Consider the following 21414-nt stretch of genomic DNA (forward strand, 5'->3'; position numbering starts at 1 on the left):
TTCTTCAAGTTATTAAGCTATTTCTAATCTCAACCTTAGTACAGCCACCTGCTCGCTTAACAACAAACAACGCGTGCGTCGAAGTTTGTTCTTCAAAAGTCGTTAGGCCTATTGTTTCCACTTTACCGAAACGAAAAAGGCAGACCTTGTGGCCTGCCCTTATAGTGTTTCGTCTTATCTAGTGACTAGTCTTTCGACATACAGTTTAGATTCAACAGCATCAATTCACGCAGTGCTACTGAGAACTTAGCAAACTCATGAACAGAACCCACTTTGAATTCGTTCAGGATGCTTTCCCAACGATGTAGAGAAACAGAGTTACTTTCCATCCAGTCATCAAGCGCTTTAATCACATCGATGTCTGAAGCACAGCCACAGTTAAGTACTTGGCCAGTTAACTGACGTTGCTGCCAATCCAGATCTTCTCTGAATGCCGCACGCGCCAGTGCTTGCCAGTTGTTGTCTACAGCTTGGCCATTGATTTGCTTCAAGAACCAGTGCAGTGACAAACGGTCGCCAAGGTTGAAGTAAAGCTTAGACGCTTGTTGTACTGTTTTACCTGTTTCACGGGCTACTGTGGATATATCCAGTGCTGAGTACAGGCTAGACAAACGAGCCACTGAATTAGCCAGCTCAGCATTTACACCTTGATCAATCCATAGTTGAGCCATTGCTTGATGCTCTTCTACTTCTGAAGCTACTAAGTTTTCGTCCAGTTTTTCAGTAATCGCAGCCACATCACCTTGGTAAAGCTCAATCAATGCGTTCACTGACTGTTTACCCGTACGGTTTCTTAGCAACCAGCGTGCTAGACGACGAAGCGTACGACGTACATGGTAAAGCAATTCGTATTGAGCTTCAGAACTTGAGATGTTGTCCAGTTCACGGATGCTCTTCAATACCTTACCCAGGCCGTAGATTTCACGTGATGCCGCGTAAGCATTCGCAATATCAACAATGTTCGCGCCCGTCTCTTCTTGCAAGCGAGTCACGAAGTTACAGCCCATCTCGTTAACCATTTGGTTAGCAAGCGCAGTCGCAATGATCTCTGCACGAAGTGGATGGTTATCCATGTGCTGAGAGTAGTTACGGCGTAACTCTGTTGGGAAGTATTGCATCAGTTGTTGAGCATGGAACTCATCATTCGCAATGTCATCACTCACAAGATCTTCTTTTAGAACCATTTTACCGTAAGCGATCAATACTGATAGCTCTGGTCTTGTTAGTGCTTGGCCCTGCTTCTCACGTTCTAGCAGCGTTTCGTCATCTGGGATGTATTCCAAACCACGGTCTAAGTACCCGGCTTTTTCCATTGTGTGGATAAAGCGGATTTGCTCTTTCACTAAGCCTACACCTTGATGCTCAGTAACAGAGATAGACTCAGCTTGGCAGTAAGCGTCGTCTAGTACGATTTCACCTACTTCATCTTCCATAGATTCAAGAACTTGGTTACGTTGCTTAACGGTAAGATCACCATTAGACACCAAGCCATTCAAGAAGATCTTAATGTTAACTTCGTTATCCGAGCAATCTACACCACCAACGTTATCGACAAAGTCAGTATTAACTCGACCGCCCGTTAGAGCGTATTCAATACGACCCAATTGAGTCATACCCAAGTTACCGCCTTCACCAACAACCTTAGCTTTCAGGTCACGGCCATCGATACGTAGCACGTCATTTGCACGGTCACCCACATCGGTATGAGTCTCACTAGAAGACTTAACGTAAGTACCAATACCGCCGTTCCAAAGTAGATCAACTTTCATAGACAAGATCGCTTTGATCAAGTCGTTTGGTGCCATTGATGCTTTCTTGGTACCCAGCATTTTCTGAATTTCAGGTGTCAAAGAGATAGACTTCGCTCGGCGAGAGAAGATGCCACCACCTTGAGAAATCAGGTCTTTATTGTAATCTTCCCAACTTGAACGAGGCAGATTAAACAGACGGTCACGCTCTACCCAGCTTGATGCTGATTCTGGATTCGGGTCAATGAAGATATGCATGTGGTTAAACGCAGCTTGTAAGCGAATATGCTTAGATAGCAGCATACCGTTACCGAATACGTCGCCCGCCATATCACCGACACCAATTGCAGTGAAGTCTGTGCTTTGACAGTTGATGCCCATTTCACGGAAGTGACGTTTAACAGATTCCCAACCACCTTTCGCCGTGATACCCATAGCTTTATGGTCGTAACCGTTAGAACCACCAGAGGCAAACGCGTCACCTAACCAGAAGTTGTACTCTTCAGCTACCGAGTTCGCTAGATCTGAGAATGTCGCGGTACCTTTATCGGCAGCTACAACCAAGTACGGGTCATCTTCATCGTGACGAACAACACTCTTAGGTGGGATAACCTCACCTTCAATGATGTTGTCTGATACGTCTAGTAAGGCACGGATGAAGCGCTTGTAACAACGTTGACCTTCAGCAAAGATCTCATCTCGGCCAGACATAGTGTGTTGACGCTTACAAACAAAACCACCTTTAGCACCAACCGGTACGATAACCGTGTTCTTAACTTGTTGCGCTTTAACTAGGCCTAGAATCTCAGTACGGAAGTCCTCTTGACGGTCTGACCAACGTAAACCACCGCGTGCTACTTTACCGCCACGTAAATGCACACCTTCAATGTCTGGTGCGTAAACGAAGATCTCAAACGCAGGAACCGGCGCAGGGATATCTGGAATCTCGCTTGGTCTCATTTTCAGAGCCAACCAAGGTTTAGACTGCTTATTCTCGTCTACTTGGTAGTAGTTAGTACGAAGCGTTGCAGTGATCATTTCCATGTAGCGACGAATGATACGATCATCATCCAAGCTTTCTACATGATCCAACTGTTCAGTGATCTTCTTAATAAGATCTTGTTGGCCTTTTACGCTGCCCTTCAGTTTCGGGTCAAAACGCTTGCCGAATAGGCTCACTAGCCCTTTCGCTAATTCTGGGTAATGAGACAATGTGTCTTCAATATATTGTTGGCTGAATGGGAAACCAACTTGACGCATGTAACGAGCATAAGCACGTAAGATTGAGATTTCACGGCCAGAAAGACCAGCGCCAAGTACTAAGCGGTTGAAACCATCGCTGTCTAACTCACCCGCCCAGATTGCCGCAAAGGCTTGTTGGAAAAGATCGCGAGCTTCACGAAGATCAATGGTCTTATCGCTCTTGTGCAACATCGAGAAATCAAGGATCCAATAGGTCACACCGTTGGTTTTACGCACTTCATATGGAGATTCACCGATAACGCGTAGGCCAAAGTTTTCAAGCATTGGCATAACATCAGAAAGGTGAATTGGCTCATCGCTGTGGTAGAACAACTTCAAACGAACGGCTTTTGAATCTGCCGCTTCTTCTTGAGGACGGTAGAAAAGCATACCCAGTTTGTTGTCTTCACTTAGCGCTTCTAAACGTTCAATATCCGCAACAGCAGAACCTGGCATCATGTCTTCTTTGTACGAACGTGGGAATGCACGCATGTACTCTTTCGACAATGGAAGACCTTTGCTTTCACCGAAGTTTGCAATGATAGATTCAGACAGACGGTCATCCCACGTAGACGATACTTCCATTAAATTTTGCTCAATTGTTTTCACGTCCACATCCATGTTGTTGTTATCAACACGAACAATATAGTGCGTTCTTGCTAGCGGGCTTTCAGAGAAGTACGTTGTAAATTCAACCTCTTCTTCACAACCAAAGTACTGTTTCAAGATGCGCTGTGTTTGGCGACGAAGCTCAGTGTTGTAACGATCTTTTGTTACGTAAACCATGCAGCTAAAGAAACGACCAAACGGGTCTTTGCGAACAAACAAACGCAGGAGATCGCGATCTTGCATTTGTACTACGCCCGTACCGACTTCTAGTAGCTCTTCTTCTCGAGCTTGCAGCAGTTCATCACGTGGGTAGTTTTCAAGAATGTTGTGCAGCGCTTTGTAAGAGTATGAACCTTCACGGTAACCACTCGCATCCAAAATACGTTCTACTTTCTCGCGAACAAGAGGAATCGTTTCAACGGTTTGGTTATAAACGGCAGATGTGTAAAGACCAGTAAAGCGGTGCTCACCAATGACCTTACCGTTCTTATCGAACTTCTTAATACCAATGTAATCGTTGTAAGCTGGGCGGTGAATGCGTGAAGCCGTGTTGCCCTTGGTTACGATAAGCACATAAGGCTTTTTCGCTTCAAGACGTGCCGAATCAGAAAACTCAGATAGCTTAACGTTACGTACACGATCTGAGTTCGCAAACAAACCAAGACCTTGCTCCTTGGTCGGTTGCAGTTCAGTGTCGCCGTTAACTGAAACTAGGTCATATTCCTTATAACCCATGAATGTAAAGTTGTGTTGGCCTAACCAACGAAGAAACGCCAACGTTTCATCAAAGCGCTGGCCGTCTACTGGAATGCTCTCTTTTTGCTGTTCAACTTGATTGGTCACTTCTTCAAGTCTTTCAACCATCTTCAACCAATCGTTCACGACTAAGCTAGTGTCGGTAAAGATATCCAGCAACTCCGTTTTAAGTGCTGTCATTTCAGCTTTACTACTCAGACGGTCAACTTCGATATGGAAAAGCGATTGGAATGCACCTTCGTTATTGCTTACACCGACAACACTGCCCTTATCTGAGCGAGAGATTTGTGTTGGGTTATGAAGCATAAGGTGAGAAGAAAGGTCTAGGCGAGTCAATGCCATTTTTACGGAATCAACAAGGAATGGACTGTCTGGAACGACTATCTCAACGATAGTATGAGTAGACTGCCAACCTTGACGACTTACCGTCGGGTTGAATACGCGTACAGAGATTTCGTCGGCTTTCTTTTCATTGATGTGATGCCATAAGCTAACTACAGCACCATATAAATCAGATTCGTTTCTCTGAGTTAGATCGTCGTGAGAAACGTTACTAAACAAGTGTTGAGCAAGTTGAGTTACGAGAGGTCGATGAGCAAGGTCAAGTTTGTCTTGAATCAGCTTGTAAACTTTTTCAAGTAAAACTGGAACCACAGTTTCACGTGCGGTCATAGTCACACTCCACAATTAGAATTATATTTTATTATTAGGGGGATCACTTAATCTGATGTTTGAAACGTGCCGTTGAGCGCTTTTCTACTAACGAGTTAAGCAAAGGTAATGCATTCATTTATTGTAAAAGCATTATTGAGAAATAGTTAATTGTTTTGGAGGTGGTAAGAGGTGAAATGTTTGATTATGTGATTAAGATTCCTTTTAACTCACTAGGCATGCCAAGGTTTACAGAGCTTCTAACTTAATAAACTTATTTTTTTGGTCAGTTGTCAGCCTAAACTGCCCTCTAACCCCTATTTGTGTAAGAAATGGTCTGAATCGAGTTGCAGGTAACTGTAAGCGTAAACCTGTTGTTGTTATCACTTGAACTTTACTTGCCGTACCAGAATAGCTGGCCAAAAACTGCTGATATGAGATGTTAAGTTGGAAAATATAGCGATTCATACGATACCTGTATAAATATACAGTGCCAGTGTTTTTTGGCACTTTTAGATGTCTGACGGTGAAACTGAACTTGAAGCTGCTCTAGCTTATCGAAAATTCGATGAACCAGAAACAAAAAATCAGTGGCAGATATTCTCTACCACTGATGGCCTTTCGTTATAGCAAACAGTTTATTAGTAAACCGCTTATTAGCAAACAGTTACCTGAATGCGCGCTGACTTAAGCCTCTAGTGCTTTCGTCACTTTCTCAAACAAGTCTTTTGCTAGGTTGTCCATGTTCTTTAACGTCTCTAGTTCTTTTTTGATAAGAGCTTGACGTTCATCATCGTACTTACGGAACTTAAGTAGCGGGTCAATCAGACGTGAAGCCACTTGCGGGTTGCTGCTGTTCAGTTCTCGTAAGATCTCGCCAGCAAATGCATAGCCTTGACCAGACTTGTCGTGGAATTGAACCGGGTTCATGTTTAAGAATGAACCGACCAAGTTACGGGTACGGTTCGGGTTCTTCAAACTGAACGCCTGGTGCGACATCGACGCTTTGATCACTTCAAGTGCGTTTGAACTTGGGTTTGTACCTTGCAATGCAAACCACTTATCCATAACAAGACCATCGTGTTTCCACTTGTCACTGTAATCCACCATCAAGGTTTCACGACATGGTAGTTGTGCACTGTTTGCCGCGCCCATTGCTGCCATCGTATCTGTCATGTTATTCGCTTGTTGATACATCGCAACAACCAAGTCATTACCCTGCCCAGTATGAGCTAAGTAACTTAAGCAAACTTTACGTAGAGTACGCTTACCAATCGAATCGTGATCGATCGTGTATTCTGTTAGTGCGTGGCTGTGATAAACCGCCGCTAACTCGTCTTCAAGTTCTGCAGCTAATGTAACTTTCATCGAGTTAAGAACCGATGCGACCGCATCAATATCAACACGCTCATACCAACCTGATACTTCATTGTGGCTTGGTAAAGAAAGCATTTCTGCAATAAACGCAGGCTCTAGTGAATCACTCAGCAGTACGCCACGGAATGCATCAACAACAGAATCAGAAAGCTCAAACGCTTGACCCTGTTGAACCTTCTCAACGTTGCTGCGAATGTACTTCGCCAATAGCATTTGACCCGCATCCCAACGAGAGAACTCATTGCGTGCATTTACCATTAGGAAGATCAGTTCTTCATCTGAATAGTTGTACTCCAGTTTCACTGGCGCAGAAAATTCACGAAGTAATGATGGGATCGGTTGCTCAGAAACGTTTTCAAACACGAACGTTTGCTCTGCTTCTTTCACATCTAATACATTATGAACTGGCTTACCGTTACATTGTAACTCAACAACTTCACCCGCAGCTGTGTACAGCTCGATATCAAGAGGAATATGCAGAGCCTGTTTTTCCGATTGCTCATGAGTTGGCGCTGTTACTTGGCGAGTTGTTAACGTGTACTGTTTCTTCTCTGCGTCGTACTTACTTTCAACAGACAGCGTCGGCGTACCAGACTGGCTGTACCATAAGCGGAACTGAGATAAGTCAACGCCCGACGCATCTTCCATTGCCGCGACGAAGTCTTCACATGTTGCAGCCGTACCATCGTGACGTTCGAAGTACAGCTTCATGCCTTTTTGGAAACCATCTTCGCCCAACAATGTGTGAATCATACGGATCACTTCACTGCCCTTTTCGTACACGGTCAAAGTATAGAAGTTATTCATTTCTATCACTTTTTCTGGACGAATTGGATGAGACATTGGGCTAGCATCTTCTGCAAATTGTGGACCGCGAATGATACGTACATTGTTAATACGGTTTACTGCGCGAGAACCAAGATCAGATGAGAATTCTTGGTCACGGAATACCGTTAAGCCTTCTTTCAGACTTAACTGGAACCAATCGCGACACGTCACTCGGTTACCTGTCCAGTTGTGGAAATATTCATGGCCGATTACTGCTTCAATACCTAGGTAATCTGTATCCGTTGCAGTTTGGTCGTTTGCTAGAACGAACTTCGAATTGAATACGTTCAAGCCTTTGTTTTCCATCGCACCCATGTTGAAGAAATCAACGGCTACGATCATGTAGATGTCTAAGTCGTATTCAAGATTGAAACGTTCTTCGTCCCACTTCATTGAGTTAATCAAAGAAACCATCGCGTGGCTCGCACGGTCTAGATTGCCTTTATCAACAAAGATTTCTAGGTCAACTTTACGACCCGATTGTGTAGTGTATGCGTCACGAAGTACATCAAAGTCACCCGCTACTAAAGCAAACAAGTACGCTGGTTTTGGATGTGGGTCTTGCCACTTCACCCAATGACGACCGTTTTCAGCTTCACCTTCATCTACACGGTTACCATTACTTAATAAGAATGGGTTCTCTGCTTTGTCTGCAATTACCGTTGTAGTGAATTTCGCCAACACATCTGGGCGATCCATGTAGTAAGTGATACGGCGGAAACCTTCAGCTTCACATTGAGTACAGAACGCGCCACCCGACTTGTACAAGCCTTCAAGTGCACTGTTCCCTTCAGGGTTAACTTCGGTAACGATGGTTAGAGTAAATTCTTTTGGAAGGTCATTCAGCGTAAGTTGAGTTTCAGACTGCTCGTACTGAGTCCATTCGTTGCCTTCAACCAAAACAGAAACCAACTTCAAGCCTTCACCATCAAGTACTAATGTCGTGCTGTCTTTCTCCTGCTTAACACTAGAAACAGCCGTAACAATGGATGCTGAGTCGTACAAATCGAAAGTAAGATCGATTTCAGAAATCGTGTGAGATGGTGATTGATAATCTTTACGATACTTGGCTTGAGGTGTATGTGCCATGACGGGTTCCTTTTGATCGTTATACGTAATTATTTTTTAACTGTATATATCTAAAGGTTGAGCGCCAATAAAACAAGGGGAATATTAAAAAAAGGAGGCATTGTAAGAAAATGCCTCCATGTTTTGCTATTTTATCAATCAAATCAGACAGGAACGCCTAAGAAATGAACTGTGCACAATATTATCAACGAGTACGCCGTTACTGCTAAAACTCACGATTATCGAATGCGATTGAGTACCGCAAACATATCTCCCTCTTCACCTTGCAGCGTTAACACATCGCTGTTCAGTGTATATCGAGTGCCGTGTTCACCGTTCTCATAAAGTAACACTAGTTGATCGCCTTCTGTGTAATACACCCCGCGACGAATGACTTCACCACCTTCTTCATCTGATACTCGGAACATGAATATAAAGTCCGGCTGAAGGACTAAATCCATTTTTTGAATGTTACTCGCACGTAGATCGCTTCCAGACAGTTGGGCACTTGACCAGATTCCCGCCAATGCATTTGGCAAGGCCTTAGTGAACATAACACCGTTAAGATTCAGCATGTTGTGATTACTGCTGTACGCGTAAACCTGAGGTTCTGAGGTATTCAAACCCAAAATAATCGTGTCTTCATTGGCGTTATACAAACCTTCCCAATGATCGACACTGTAGTCTTTCTTTTGGATATCGATAGTGAATGAGTAGTTTGAATCAAGAGTGAGCTTGATCGCTCTAAAGTTTTCAGTGCCTTGCTCAGGATCAGGATTCATCAAATACCAATCACCAAGCAGCAAAGGAAGGTCAAAATGAGATAGATTACTATCACTTTTTGATTGTTGGTTATTCGAAGCGACCTCGCTCCCAAAAGCCACAAAACTTAAACAAGATAAAAATAGTAGAATCCATTTCATAAGCGTCCCCTCGTTTTCTTTAAGCTTAGGCACGTAATGAATAGAAAGCGAAAAAATATGATCTAAGTCACTAAATTTTAAGTGCGAAGTAACTTAAATGTCATTATCACTCGAAAAATAATACTTAAGTTTAGTTATTTTTACAGTGTACTTCACAGCCGAAAATCAAATAACAGTGGTTCTGCAGCAAGTTAAAAAGCGAGGAAGCATGCCGTTAACATGACATTATTCGAGGCAAGAACACAGGTACAAAAAAAGCGAGCCTAAGCTCGCTTTTCAAATAGTACGTCTTTAAACAATCACCTTATAACAGGTATTTTGTTTATTTCTTGATCATATCCAGCATGATAGCAACTGATTCATCAAGATAAGCATCCGGGGCTTCGTAGTCTTTTGGAATATCATCCAACGTTTTAAATGCCTCTAACTTAGCGGCTTTTTGACGTTGGTTAATACGCTCTAGACGAAGCGCATCCGCATCATCACTCTCTTGTTGACGAACCTTTTCATTAAGAGAAAGGTCATTGTCGTCTTTATCTGCCTTATATTTTTCAATATCTTGCGCGATAAAGCCAAATTCCATGTCTGTTGCGATACGAGCTTCGTGTTTAGCCGTCAACGCTGCGATCTGCTCATCGTTACGCTGTAACACTGAGTACTTCGCTTTGTCGATGCTGTCCCAAGGAAGAGCGTTGTCTTCAACACTTTCACCAGTATCTGCAGGATCAATTGGCGTTGGGTAAGCAATATCAGGTACTACACCCTTGTTTTGCGTACTACCACCATTGATTCGGTAGAATTTTTGGATTGTGTATTGAACGTAGCCCAACTCTTTATCGAACAAATCATAGATATGATTCAAAGAACGATGTTGTTGTACCGTACCTTTACCGAAAGAGTTTTCACCTAGGATGATTGCACGACCGTAATCCTGCATCGCTGCTGCAAAGATCTCAGATGCCGAAGCACTGTAGCGATTCACCAATACCGTTAACGGACCTTGGTAACTGATTTCACCATCAGTATCGCTGTTCACTTTGACACGACCATAGCTATCACGAACCTGAACAACAGGCCCCTCTTTGATAAATAAACCAGAGAGTTCAGTTGCTTCCGTTAGTGCACCACCGCCATTGTTTCGCAGATCAACAATAATACCTTCAACACCTTGCTCTTTAAGCTCGGTGATCAGTTTATCGGTATCTTTAGAAAGACCAACATAGAAACTAGGTACTTCGAGTACACCAATCTTCTTGCCATCTTTCTCGATAACTTCTGATTTAACAGCGCGGTCTTCTAAACGAATCTTATCGCGTACAATTGTGACAACGTGACTTTTTGCATCTTTACCGTCTGGCAAGATCTGTAGCTTAACTTTAGTCCCTTTCGGTCCTTTAATTAATTGCACTACATCGTCTAAACGCCAGCCGATAACATCAACAATTTCTTCGCCATCTTGACCAACACCAACAATGCGGTCTCCATCACTCAATTGTTTGCTGTTTGACGCAGGGCCACCAGCAACTAAAGAGCGAATAACGGTGTAGTCGTCTGTCATCTGAAGCACAGCACCAATACCTTCTAGAGATAGGTTCATCTCAGATTGGAATTGTTCTGCATTTCTTGGAGAAAGGTAACTTGTGTGAGGATCAACTTCACGCGCAAATGCGTTCATGTAGATCTGGAAAGCATCTTCATTATGCGATTGCGTAATACGCTTCATCGCATTGTTGTAACGCTTTTCCAAAACTTCTTGAATCTCTGGCCACTCTTTACCAGTAAGTTTTAGATTCAACGCATCATATTTAACGCGTTTTCTCCAAAGCTCATTCACTTCAGCGATATCTTTTGGCCACTCAGCTTCACTACGATTGAGCTCAATACTTTCATCGGTATCAAACTTAATCTCTGTATCTAGCAAAGACAATGCATATTGAAAACGTTCAAAACGCTTCTGCATAGACAGATTATAAACATCGAATGCAATCTGGTTATTGCCCGATTTCAGCTGATCATCAATTTGCTTAGATGACGCAGAGAAAGAGTCAATATCAGCTTGAGTGAAGATATTACGATTATAATCCAGCATCTCTAAGTAACGATTAAAGATAGCTTGAGAGAAATCATCGTTGAGATTGAAGTGTTTATAGTGAGAACGAGTAAATCGAGAAGTAACACGTTTACTAGCAGTTTCGTGTTGGACCTCAGGAGCGAGTAGAGGTAAATCGTCCTGATCTAATTTGGCTTCAAGAGCCTGAGCTGAAGCTGCTAGCCAAAAGCTAGCAGCAATCAGTGTCAATTTTGAACGGCATTTCATGCGTAGGAGTATCTCCTTTAAGCGCGCAAGTGCTCCGCTTTAACAACCATTTGTAGGCCGTTTGCTAACTGAACACGCACATCTTCCTTATTGATTTCAACAATGGTCGCAGCCATGTTTCCTTTACCCATGTTCACATTTACTTCTTTGCCAGCGATGAATTCGTCAGCGTTCAAAGCGCGTGTTTCTACAGGCTTTTCTACTTTTGGTGCTTTAGGCGCTTGACGACGAGGCTGTTGAGCTTTCTTCGCCTTAGGTTTCGCTTTGCCTTCTTCACGAGCTTTTTGTGCTTGTTCTTTACGACGAGCCTGAACTTTCGCTTTGCTTTCAGCAAGTGTAGCTTTAGCGTGTTCAACGTGCTCTTCTTCTAGTGTGCCACACGCGTTGCCGTCTAGGTCAACACGTTCTGCGCCAGCTTTTACGCCGTGCAGGTAACGCCATGATGATGTGTACTGTCTTAACGCTGCACGAAGCTGAGTCTTACTTACTTTTTCGTCTTCATTTAGACGTTCAGCAAGATCTTGAAAAATACCAATTTTAAGTGGCTTCGCTTCACCTTCTAGAGTAAAGCATTTAGGGAAACATTCAGCAATATATGCGATAACTTCTTTGCTGTTTTTTAACTTTTCAGTGTTTTCCATGTGGGTTCCTGGTTTTTGCGGTTTTCCGCGAGCATTAAGAAAATATTTTTACGTATTATAGAGAGATGCTTGGGAAAAACCACAGTAAGAGAATAATTTATGCCTTGTTCGCGTGCGAATTAAGCAGCTTTTCCACTTCTGCCATGAAAAATGTCAATCCGTCCTCGTCAATTTGAGAAAAACGACCAACATTTGGGCTATCAATATCAAGAACACCCGCTATTTTTCCGCCAATCGAGAACGGAATAACGATTTCTGAGTTACTTGCAGCGTCACAAGCGATGTGACCTTCGAACTCATGAACATCATGAATGCGCTGAACGGTATTCGACGCAACCGCAGTTCCACACACTCCACGCCCTACCGGAATTCGCACACAAGCAGGTTGACCTTGGAAAGGACCCAGTACAAGTTCGTCTTTTTCCTTAGCTTGGTCCTGCTTCATTAAATAGAAACCCGCCCAATTCAAGCCATCCAATTCCATGAATAATAATGAACTGATATTAGCAAGATTAGCAGTTAGATCGGTTTCTGATTCAATTAATGCAACGGCTTGTTTGGTTAAGCGTTGGTAATGTTCTATTTTCATATTAACTTCCAATTAAATTGAGACTTCCATTATCAAGAGAACGCAGTAGAATGCGGCCATCAAACTAAATAGGACTTATTCTCATTACAATGAACAATTCAGAAGACACTATTAGCCGTTCTTGGTTAATAACTCAAGTAAAAAAACACAAGTCCAAATTACTGTTTGCTAACATTATTGCCATATTTGCAACTCTCATTAGTGTCCCTATCCCGTTGCTCATGCCATTAATGGTTGATGAAGTATTACTTGATAAGCCCGCTTCAGGCTTAGAGATGATGAACCACCTACTTCCATCTTCATTACAAACACCGACTGGCTATATCGCACTAACTTTGTTGTTAGTGATTATCATGCGCTCCGTTAGCCAAGCGCTGAACATTCTGCAAGGGCGCCAGTTTACGCTTGTGTCCAAAACAATTACCTATCAAATGCGCAGCAAGATGATAGATAAGCTTGGCCGCATCAGTATTCGACAATACGAAACCAAAGGCAGTGGCGGTATTAACGCCCACCTAATAACAGACATAGAGACAATAGATAAGTTCATTGGCTCGACTCTTTCTAAATTTATCATCAGCTTCCTGACCGTGTTCGGGACAGCGATCGTGCTGTTGTGGTTAGAGTGGCGTTTAGGATTGTTCATTTTATTGGTCAATCCTGTTGTAATTTATTTCTCCCGTAAACTAGGCAGCAGGGTCAAACACCTTAAGAAATACGAAAACCAATCTTTCGAGCGCTTTCAAAACCGTTTGGTGGAAACCTTAGACGGCATTTACCAACTGCGTGCGGCGAATAAAGAACGTATCTTTCTCGATGAACTTAAGGTTCAAGCAAACCAAGTAAGAATCGATGCAGACAAATACGCTTGGCAATCTGAAGCTGCTGGCCGTGTTTCGTTTCTGCTGTTCTTACTAGGTTTCGAGCTTTTCCGTGCCGTCGCTATGCTAATGGTGTTATTCAGTGACTTAACCATTGGTCAGATTTTCGCGGTATTTGGCTACTTGTGGTTCATGTTAGGCCCGGTCCAAGAGCTACTAGGGATTCAATTCTCTTGGTATAGCGCGAAAGCGGCACTACAACGCATCAACGATCTTCTTCAGTTAGAAGAAGAGAAGCGCCCTATCAGTAAAGTGAACCCATTTACTGAAGATCAAGAAGTGACAGTTGACATCGAAGACGTTACATTCTCTTACACATTAGAAAACACTGTTTTAAATAGGCTATCGCTGCACATCCCTGCAGGTAAAAAAGTCGCTTTGGTCGGTGCGAGTGGAGGGGGTAAATCCACGCTAATCCAGTTGCTGATTGGGGTTTACCAAGCAGACTCAGGTTGCATTCGCTATAACGGTGAAACAACCGATGACATCAGCTTTGATGTAATACGCAATCAAATTGCCGTTGTTTTACAACAACCTATACTCTTTAACGACACATTAAGGCATAATCTGACCCTTGGTGCTGAATACGACGAAATGTCGTTGTGGCGTGCGCTTGAAGTCGCTCAAATGCAAGATGTCATCAAGCAACTGAGCAATGGCTTAGATACACAAATTGGTAGGAATGGCGTTCGACTGTCTGGTGGTCAACGACAACGCTTAGCAATAGCTCGTATGGTGCTGAGCAATCCTAAGTTTGTTATTCTTGATGAAGCGACATCTGCACTCGATACAGCAACAGAGTCAGCACTGCATAAAGCGTTGAGCGAGTTTTTGAAAGATCGCACAACTTTGATAGTGGCTCATCGATTATCAGCGGTGAAACAAGCCGATCTAATCTATGTTTTAGAAGATGGACAAGTCACACAGACGGGAACACATGGTGAATTGGTTGAACAACAAGGACTCTATCAAACACTCTACGGCAGTGTGCAATCGCACGCCTGATGTTTGTGGCTCTGAGTCTTTAAGTCGGGTTGCTAACCTAACTTACGTTTCAACTTGGGAGGTCGCGTGACCTCCCCATCCGTAACCAACCCTTTATCAACAAAACACCAATGCGACAGCAGCTCAGTGCGTCTTTGCCAGGGCTGCGAACTTCCCGTAGATAAAATGGACATCCCTTTAGGGAAATCAGCTTACTGCCCAAGATGCGGAACTCAGCTTTATAGAGGCGGTACCCCTAGCCTCTCTGGAAACCTAGCAATCGCAATTACCTGCTTATTGCTGTTTATCCCATCGCACTTTTTTGAATTCATCAGTATTCGCCTGATTGGCGTCATGATACCCGCGACGTTACCATCGGGTGTTTTTACCTTAATGGGCGAAGGCTTTCCTCTACTTGGTTTGCTGATCCTGTTCTGCAGTTCGATCGCTCCGTTGCTCGTGTGCACCTCGGTACTCATCACTCATGCATCACTGCGTCTTAAGATCTTCACACCCTTTCGTTATGCATTAGCCATTATTCAGACTCTCAAACATTGGATGATGTTGGATGTGTTTCTGGTAAGTTTGGCGGTCTCATGTTTCAAACTGCAAGATTACTCTGACATTTTCGTCGGCCCTGGATTGGTTGGCCTCATTCTTCTGCAGCTTTTCAGTGTATTGTTGGTAAGCCGCATCAGCGTGCGTCGCTACTGGGAAGCTTGGACAAAAGAATCTGACTACTCATTTACTGAAAGTAAGAACGTACACTGTCACAACTGCCACCTATCTCAACCGGATGGGCATACTTGCGTGCGTTGTCACCATGACTTATACCACCGCAAGCCCTACTCTATACAGAAGACATGGGCACTGTTGTTTGCCGCATCAGTGGCTATTGTGCCAGCCAACGTCATTCCGATTTCTATCCTTATCACCAACGGACAAAGGCTAGAAGACACAATAATTTCCGGTGTCGCGTCGCTAATAAATAGCGATATGTATGGCATTGCAGCGATCATTTTCATTGCCAGTATCGTCGTTCCCGTCGCGAAAATACTGGGCCTCGCGTACATCTTAATCTGTATCAAGATGAAGCGTACGATTTACCACAGACAACGTATGACAATCTATTTCATCGTGAAATGGGTGGGAAAATGGTCGGTTATGGATCTATTCGTTATTTCGATCATGATGACCTTGGTCGACCGCGGACAAATTTTAAACTTTACACCAGGTTATGGTGCAGTCGCTTTTGGCGTCGTGGTTGTTCTCACGATGCTAGCAGCGGAAAGCTTAGATCCTAGGCTAATTTGGGATAACTACACCTCTAAAGATGAGTCAGTGAATGAACAACGATAACCAATCACAAACGTCATATTCACCAGAAGTAAGGAAAAACAAAGGCATCTCACCTTTGTGGATTCTGCCGATATTAACCGTCGCATTAGCCGGTTGGTTGGTCATGAAATCGATACACGATGCTGGGCAACGTGTGCAAATATACTTCTCAGATGCCGCAGGTTTAGTCGCAGGTCGAACAACGATTCGTTACCAAGGCTTAGAAGTGGGTATGGTGCGCGACATCACTTTATCCAAAGATCTATCGAGCATCTATGTCGATGCAGACATCTACCCTGAAGCGAAGAAGCTACTCTCAAAAGGCACTCGTTTCTGGCTTGTAAAACCGACAGCAAGTTTGTCGGGTATCTCAGGATTAGACGCACTTGTTTCAGGTAACTATATTGCTATCCACCCGAGCGAAACCAAACAAGACCCAGAAACCATTTTCCAAGCGTTAGAATCCTCCCCTTCTGATTTACTGGCTTCTGAAGGTTTGAATATTTCACTGACGACCAAAGATCTGGGTGGCGTATCTGTTGGTTCTCAAATCGTTTACCGTAAAATCCCAATTGGTGAGGTTTACAACTACCAGTTAAACGACAACGCGAAATCCGTTACGATTCAAGCGTCGATTAAAGATGAATACAGCCATATCATTACCGACCAAAGCCGTTTTTGGAATGTCAGTGGCTTAGGTGCCAGTATTGGCTTTTCTGGTGTTGATGTTCGCTTAGAGAGCCTAAGTGCATTGCTTGGCGGTTCAATTGCGGTCGACTCTCCAGGAGAAGGCCAACCGGTTGAGATGAATACTAAGTTCAAACTCTACCCAGATCTGAAAACAGCGGGTCGAGGTATCTCTATCAAGATTGCCGTTCCCGATGATAATAAAATCAGTGCAACGGGTGCTCCGATCATGTATCGCGGCATTGAAATCGGTCAAATCACTGATTTATCGCTAAGTGAAGGGCGTGAAAACGTCGTTGCATCTGCCGCTATCCAACCGGCATTCAGTGACTTTTTAAACAGCGGCAGTAAATTCGTTCTAGAAGAGGCTGAATTGTCGCTTACTGGCATGAAAAACATTGCCAATTTAGTGACAGGTAACTTTTTAACCTTGGTACCGGGTGAAGGTGAAAAGGCGCGTCGATTTACTGCAATCCGCAAAAATGAATTCAGTCAGGAACAAGAGAAATCCGTTGCGATTCGCTTAACGTCGAACAATTCGTTCGGGTTAGATGTCGGTACACAACTTCTCTACAAAGGCATTGCCGTTGGCTCTATCATCCATGTGGGATTAGTTGATGGTGTTGGTACGGGCTCTGAAAAACACGAAGTCTTCATGGATGCACTTATCGATAATGAGTATGCGCACCTTATCAAAAGCCACAACCGTTTCTTTGTGACAGGTAGTGCGACTGCAGAGCTAACCGAATCAGGCTTGAGTGTTACGGTCCCACCAGCAAAACAGCTTCTTACCGGCTCGATTAGCTTTGTGAGTGAAGGTAAATCTGAAGCTCGAACGGACTACCAACTTTTCCAAAGTAAGTCGTTAGCAGAAATTGCTAAGTTTAATCAGTCTGGTTCAAAGACACTTTCTTTGTTTGCCAGTGAGTTACCTTCAATTTCTAAAGGCAGTCCACTCCTCTACCGCAACCTACAAGTGGGTAGTATTTCTGATTTTCAGCTTGCCGACGGTGGCGTAAGAATCAAAGTCACAATCGAAAATCGTTACACACACTTACTCAACAAGCACACTGTTTTCTGGAACCGATCAGGCGTTGAGGTTGATGCGTCGCTATCGGGTATCAGCATTAAAGCGGCACCAGTTAAAACCCTTATCCAAGGCGGTATTGCTTTTGACTCTCTGCCGGGAATCGACAACAAACTCGGCGATGTGTGGAAGCTTTATAAAGATTCGAAATCCGCTCGAAAATTTGGCCGCGCGATTACTATCACCTCTTCTGGCGATCAAGAAGTCAGCAAGGGCATGGCGATCAAATATCAAGGTGTCACTGTTGGTGAGGTTACTTTGGTGATTCCGAACTTCAACAAGGGCGGCATTGAAATTACTGCGCGTATTTTACCTGAGTACGTCGACAAGATTGCCGTGACGAACAGTCACTTCTGGTTGGCAGAACCTGAGATTGGCCTTAATGGCATCAAAAACGTCTCTGCGCTGCTCTCTAAACACATCAACGTAGATCCGGGCAAAGGTGAAAGAAACACGAAATTTGAGCTTAGCAAAGGACCCGTGCAGCCTGAAGGCAAGATATTCCAACTGCAAAGCGAAACGCGAGGCTCAGTATCTGAAGGCACACCTATCCTATTCCGTGAGCTAGAAATCGGCAGTGTTATTGATGTTCAGTTAGGCGAGTTTGCTGACCGCATCATCTCTACGATTCAAATAGAACCAGACTACGCGTATCTAATCCGCGCAAACACCGTGTTCTGGAACGTGTCGGGCGTCGATGTCTCTATCGGCCTGTCAGGCGCAAACATCAAAGCCGGAACGGTAGACAGCTTGTTAAGAGGTGGTATTACATTCTCAACGCCACCGACAAATGAACTTCAACCAGTAGCAAGCGAAGATCAGTCTTTCTACCTCTATCCTCAAGCCGAAGATGAGTGGAAATCATGGAGAACAGCAATTCCTCGTCCATAGAGTGAATTCCCTGACGTTTCTGGAAGATTAATTCTTCATCAAAATGCAACCATTCGGCTGCATTTTTGTTGTTTGCTATAAATATGGTTTAGGGCGGCCTCATTTTGCTTTAAACTCCCCGCATTAATGCAATAAATCGAGATACTCTTTTGCACGCTAACGTATATATTCCTGAAGAATTCCTAACGCACATCGAAGCAATCATGCCTAGTCATCTAGATATGACTTCTTTTGTCGCGTCATGCCAAAAACCACTTCGTAAAAGTATTCGAATCAACACATTGAAAATCAGTGTTGAAGACTTCCTAGTACGAGCAAAAGAGAAAGGCTGGGAACTGGAACCTGTACCTTGGTGTGAAACGGGCTTTTGGATTACAGCTGATGAAAGTGAAGCGCCACTAGGTAATACGGCAGAACACATGTCTGGTCTTTTCTACATCCAAGAAGCCAGCTCGATGATGCCACCTTCGGCACTTTTCCAAGGTGAAGCTGATTACCAAGCGGTGTTAGACACTGCGGCAGCACCCGGTTCTAAAACAACGCAAATCGCTGCGCTAATGAATAATCGCGGTGTATTGGTTGCCAATGAGTACGCAGCAAGCCGTGTGAAAGTCCTTCACGCTAACATAGAACGTTGTGGTGTTCGTAATGCCGCTCTAAGTAACTTTGACGGTCGAGTTTTCGGTGGTTGGTTACCAGAACAGTTTGATGCTGTGTTGCTAGACGCTCCCTGTTCTGGCGAAGGTACCATTCGTAAAGACGCCGATGCGATGAAGAACTGGACGTATCAATCTGTGGTCGATATTGCCGACACGCAAAAAGATCTGATTGAAAGTGCATTCCATGCTCTTAAACCTAATGGTGTTTTGGTTTACTCAACGTGTACGCTTAGCACCGAAGAGAACCAACAAGTGTGTCATCACTTAAAAGAAACCTTTGGTGATGCGGTTGAATTTGAATCTCTTGAATCACTATTCGACAACGCAAAAGCAACCACGACAGAGGAAGGCTTTCTACACATCTTCCCTCAAGTTTATGACTCAGAAGGTTTCTTTGTTGCACGTATCCGTAAATTAGCGTCTGTTACTCCACCAGAAGTTAAAAAACGTATGGGTAAATTCCCATTTGAAAAAGCATCAAAGAAAACTCAACAAGAAGTCGCTGAACAACTAATGAGTACTCTCGATATCGAATTGCCAAGCGATACTCAGGTTTGGATTCGCGACAAAGACGTTTGGCTATTCCCAGAAGCGCTAGAGCCTATGATCGGTGAGTTCCGTTTTTCTCGCATGGGAATCAAGATCGCTGAAACCCATAAAAAAGGTTACCGCTGGCAGCACCAAGTAGCGACAACGCTCGCAACAGGTAATGAAGCTAATGTTGTAGAGCTTAGTATTGAAGATGCTCGTGAATGGTTCATGGGCCGCGATGTTCGCCCTGAAAACTTGTCAGGAAAAGGTGAAGTACTAGTGAAGTACAATGGTGCAATCATCGGCCTTGGTAAGTGGGTTGGCAACCGAGTGAAGAACGGTTTACCACGCGAACTCGTGCGCGATAAGAACCTTTTCTAAAAGCGTTCGCACTGAGTACACCTTAATAAACAAAAAGCCCAAACAACGTTAATTGTTTGGGCTTTTTCTATTCTATCGGCCATATAAGTCAGTGTGCGAGCGCTTGTAAATCAACACCTAATTATATAAATATCAATTCAAGTCACTATTTCCAAAAAGAAAAATCGCAATTTAGAGAATCTAAACTAGACTTCAATCTAACAGTCAAAAGATTAAAACGATTAGCGTAGGCTCTTCGGAGCCCTTTCCCCTAAGCCCAAACAGGAAGGTTTGGGCTTTTTTTTGACCGAAAGGACCGCTTACTTAACTAAGCTGATACCTTCTTTGTCGATAGTGATCTTGCCAGATTTGTATAGACCACCAATTGTCTTCTTGAACGTACCTTTGCTGGTTCTGAATGCAGAGAAAATAACTTCAGGAGAAGACTTATCATTCAAAGGCAGGTAACCGCCTTTCTTCTCAAGCAGGTCAAGAACCTTAGTGCTTAAGTCATCCATCTTAGCCACACCAACCTTCTGAAGAGACAAATCAATCTTACCGTCTTCTTCACGAACGTTTTTAATGTAGCCTTTTAGTGTTTTACCAATGAACAGCTTACCGATGATGTCAGATGGGAAAATCATACCCCAGTGTTCACCGTTCACGATCGCTTTGTAACCTAACTGGCTGCGCTCAGCGATAATGAGATCGACTTGCTCATTTTGCTTATAAGTCGCAGGCGTGTTGTCTAACCATTTGTTGAACTTCGTTGTACCAACGATACGGCTCGATGCTTTATCGATATACACATATACTAAGATTGACTGACCTTCGTTTAAACGGCCACGCTGCTCGCTGAAAGGAACAAGAAGGTCTTTACCTTTCACGCCCCAGCTCATGAATGCACCAGTGCTGTTAACACCTTCAACCGTCATCAAACCAAACTGGCCTACTTGAGCTATTGGTTTTTCAGTCGTTGCAGCGATCTGGTTGTCAGAATCTATGTATAAGAAAACATCTAGCTTTTGACCAATTTCAACACCTTCAGGAGTAAATCGTTTCGGCAGCAACACGGTTCCATAGTCGCTCGCGTCAAGGAATACACCGAAGTCTGCTTGTTTTACTACTTCTAAGTTGTTTATTTGACCAATATTAATCATCAAGGTTGTCTCTACTTTAAATTTGGCGGAGATTATACGTGATCTCTGATATGCTTTCGCTAGTTTCATTCATATTTTTACATTCTA

At 43.6% G+C, this 21414-nt stretch carries 12 protein-coding genes; 4 read left to right on the forward strand and 8 right to left on the reverse strand.

The window, feature by feature from the left end; genetic code table 11:
- Nucleotides 1–185: 185 nt before the first annotated feature.
- The 7 genes from AB4138_RS15315 to AB4138_RS15345 all read right to left on the reverse strand — a co-directional run bounded on the left by AB4138_RS15315 (nt 186) and on the right by AB4138_RS15345 (nt 12749).
- Nucleotides 186–5027, reverse strand: coding sequence for an NAD-glutamate dehydrogenase (locus tag AB4138_RS15315; RefSeq protein ID WP_372306638.1), 4842 nt, complete (start codon nt 5025–5027; stop codon nt 186–188).
- Between the two features lie 228 nt (nt 5028–5255).
- Nucleotides 5256–5474, reverse strand: coding sequence for a DUF2835 domain-containing protein (locus AB4138_RS15320; RefSeq protein WP_081325156.1), 219 nt, complete (start codon nt 5472–5474; stop codon nt 5256–5258).
- 219 nt (nt 5475–5693) lie between these two features.
- The gene (pepN, locus tag AB4138_RS15325; protein ID WP_372306641.1) at nt 5694–8300 is read right to left on the reverse strand and encodes an aminopeptidase N; all 2607 of its coding nucleotides are present in this window, start codon (nt 8298–8300) and stop codon (nt 5694–5696) included.
- A gap of 218 nt (nt 8301–8518) precedes the next feature.
- Nucleotides 8519–9202 (reverse strand): hypothetical protein, encoded by a 684-nt coding sequence (locus AB4138_RS15330; RefSeq protein WP_372306644.1) that lies wholly within the window; start codon nt 9200–9202, stop codon nt 8519–8521.
- Between the two features lie 322 nt (nt 9203–9524).
- The gene (gene prc, locus AB4138_RS15335) at nt 9525–11519 is read right to left on the reverse strand and encodes a carboxy terminal-processing peptidase (RefSeq protein WP_372306647.1); all 1995 of its coding nucleotides are present in this window, start codon (nt 11517–11519) and stop codon (nt 9525–9527) included.
- Between the two features lie 17 nt (nt 11520–11536).
- Nucleotides 11537–12160 carry an RNA chaperone ProQ gene (gene proQ, locus AB4138_RS15340; protein ID WP_017057223.1) on the reverse strand — a complete coding sequence of 208 codons (624 nt, stop codon included), beginning with the start codon at nt 12158–12160 and terminating at the stop codon, nt 11537–11539.
- 97 nt (nt 12161–12257) lie between these two features.
- Nucleotides 12258–12749, reverse strand: a complete 492-nt coding sequence (locus tag AB4138_RS15345; RefSeq protein WP_017066966.1) for a GAF domain-containing protein — start codon at nt 12747–12749, stop codon at nt 12258–12260.
- Between the two features lie 89 nt (nt 12750–12838).
- Here AB4138_RS15345 and AB4138_RS15350 point away from each other — a divergent pair, with 89 nt between their 5' ends.
- The 4 genes from AB4138_RS15350 (at nt 12839) to rsmF (ending at nt 20188) form a co-directional block, all read left to right on the forward strand.
- A complete protein-coding gene (locus AB4138_RS15350; protein WP_017059690.1) occupies nt 12839–14635 on the forward strand; it encodes an ABC transporter ATP-binding protein in 1797 nt (598 codons plus the stop codon).
- 54 nt (nt 14636–14689) lie between these two features.
- A complete protein-coding gene (locus tag AB4138_RS15355) occupies nt 14690–15973 on the forward strand; it encodes a paraquat-inducible protein A (protein ID WP_136982185.1) in 1284 nt (427 codons plus the stop codon).
- Complete coding sequence (locus AB4138_RS15360) at nt 15960–18617, forward strand: MlaD family protein (RefSeq protein ID WP_372306649.1); 2658 nt, start codon at nt 15960–15962, stop codon at nt 18615–18617. The genes AB4138_RS15355 and AB4138_RS15360 overlap by 14 nt, the downstream gene beginning before the upstream one ends.
- A 149-nt stretch (nt 18618–18766) precedes the next feature.
- Complete coding sequence (gene rsmF / locus AB4138_RS15365; protein WP_372138234.1) at nt 18767–20188, forward strand: 16S rRNA (cytosine(1407)-C(5))-methyltransferase RsmF; 1422 nt, start codon at nt 18767–18769, stop codon at nt 20186–20188.
- Between the two features lie 299 nt (nt 20189–20487).
- On the opposite strand, the gene AB4138_RS15370 is transcribed toward rsmF, so the two are convergent.
- A complete protein-coding gene (locus AB4138_RS15370; RefSeq protein ID WP_017059694.1) occupies nt 20488–21396 on the reverse strand; it encodes a S1 RNA-binding domain-containing protein in 909 nt (302 codons plus the stop codon).
- Between the last annotated feature and the right edge of the window lie 18 nt (nt 21397–21414).

Source organism: Vibrio sp. 10N.286.52.C3 (assembly GCF_041468865.1).
In the GTDB taxonomy this organism is placed as follows: domain Bacteria; phylum Pseudomonadota; class Gammaproteobacteria; order Enterobacterales; family Vibrionaceae; genus Vibrio; species Vibrio crassostreae_C.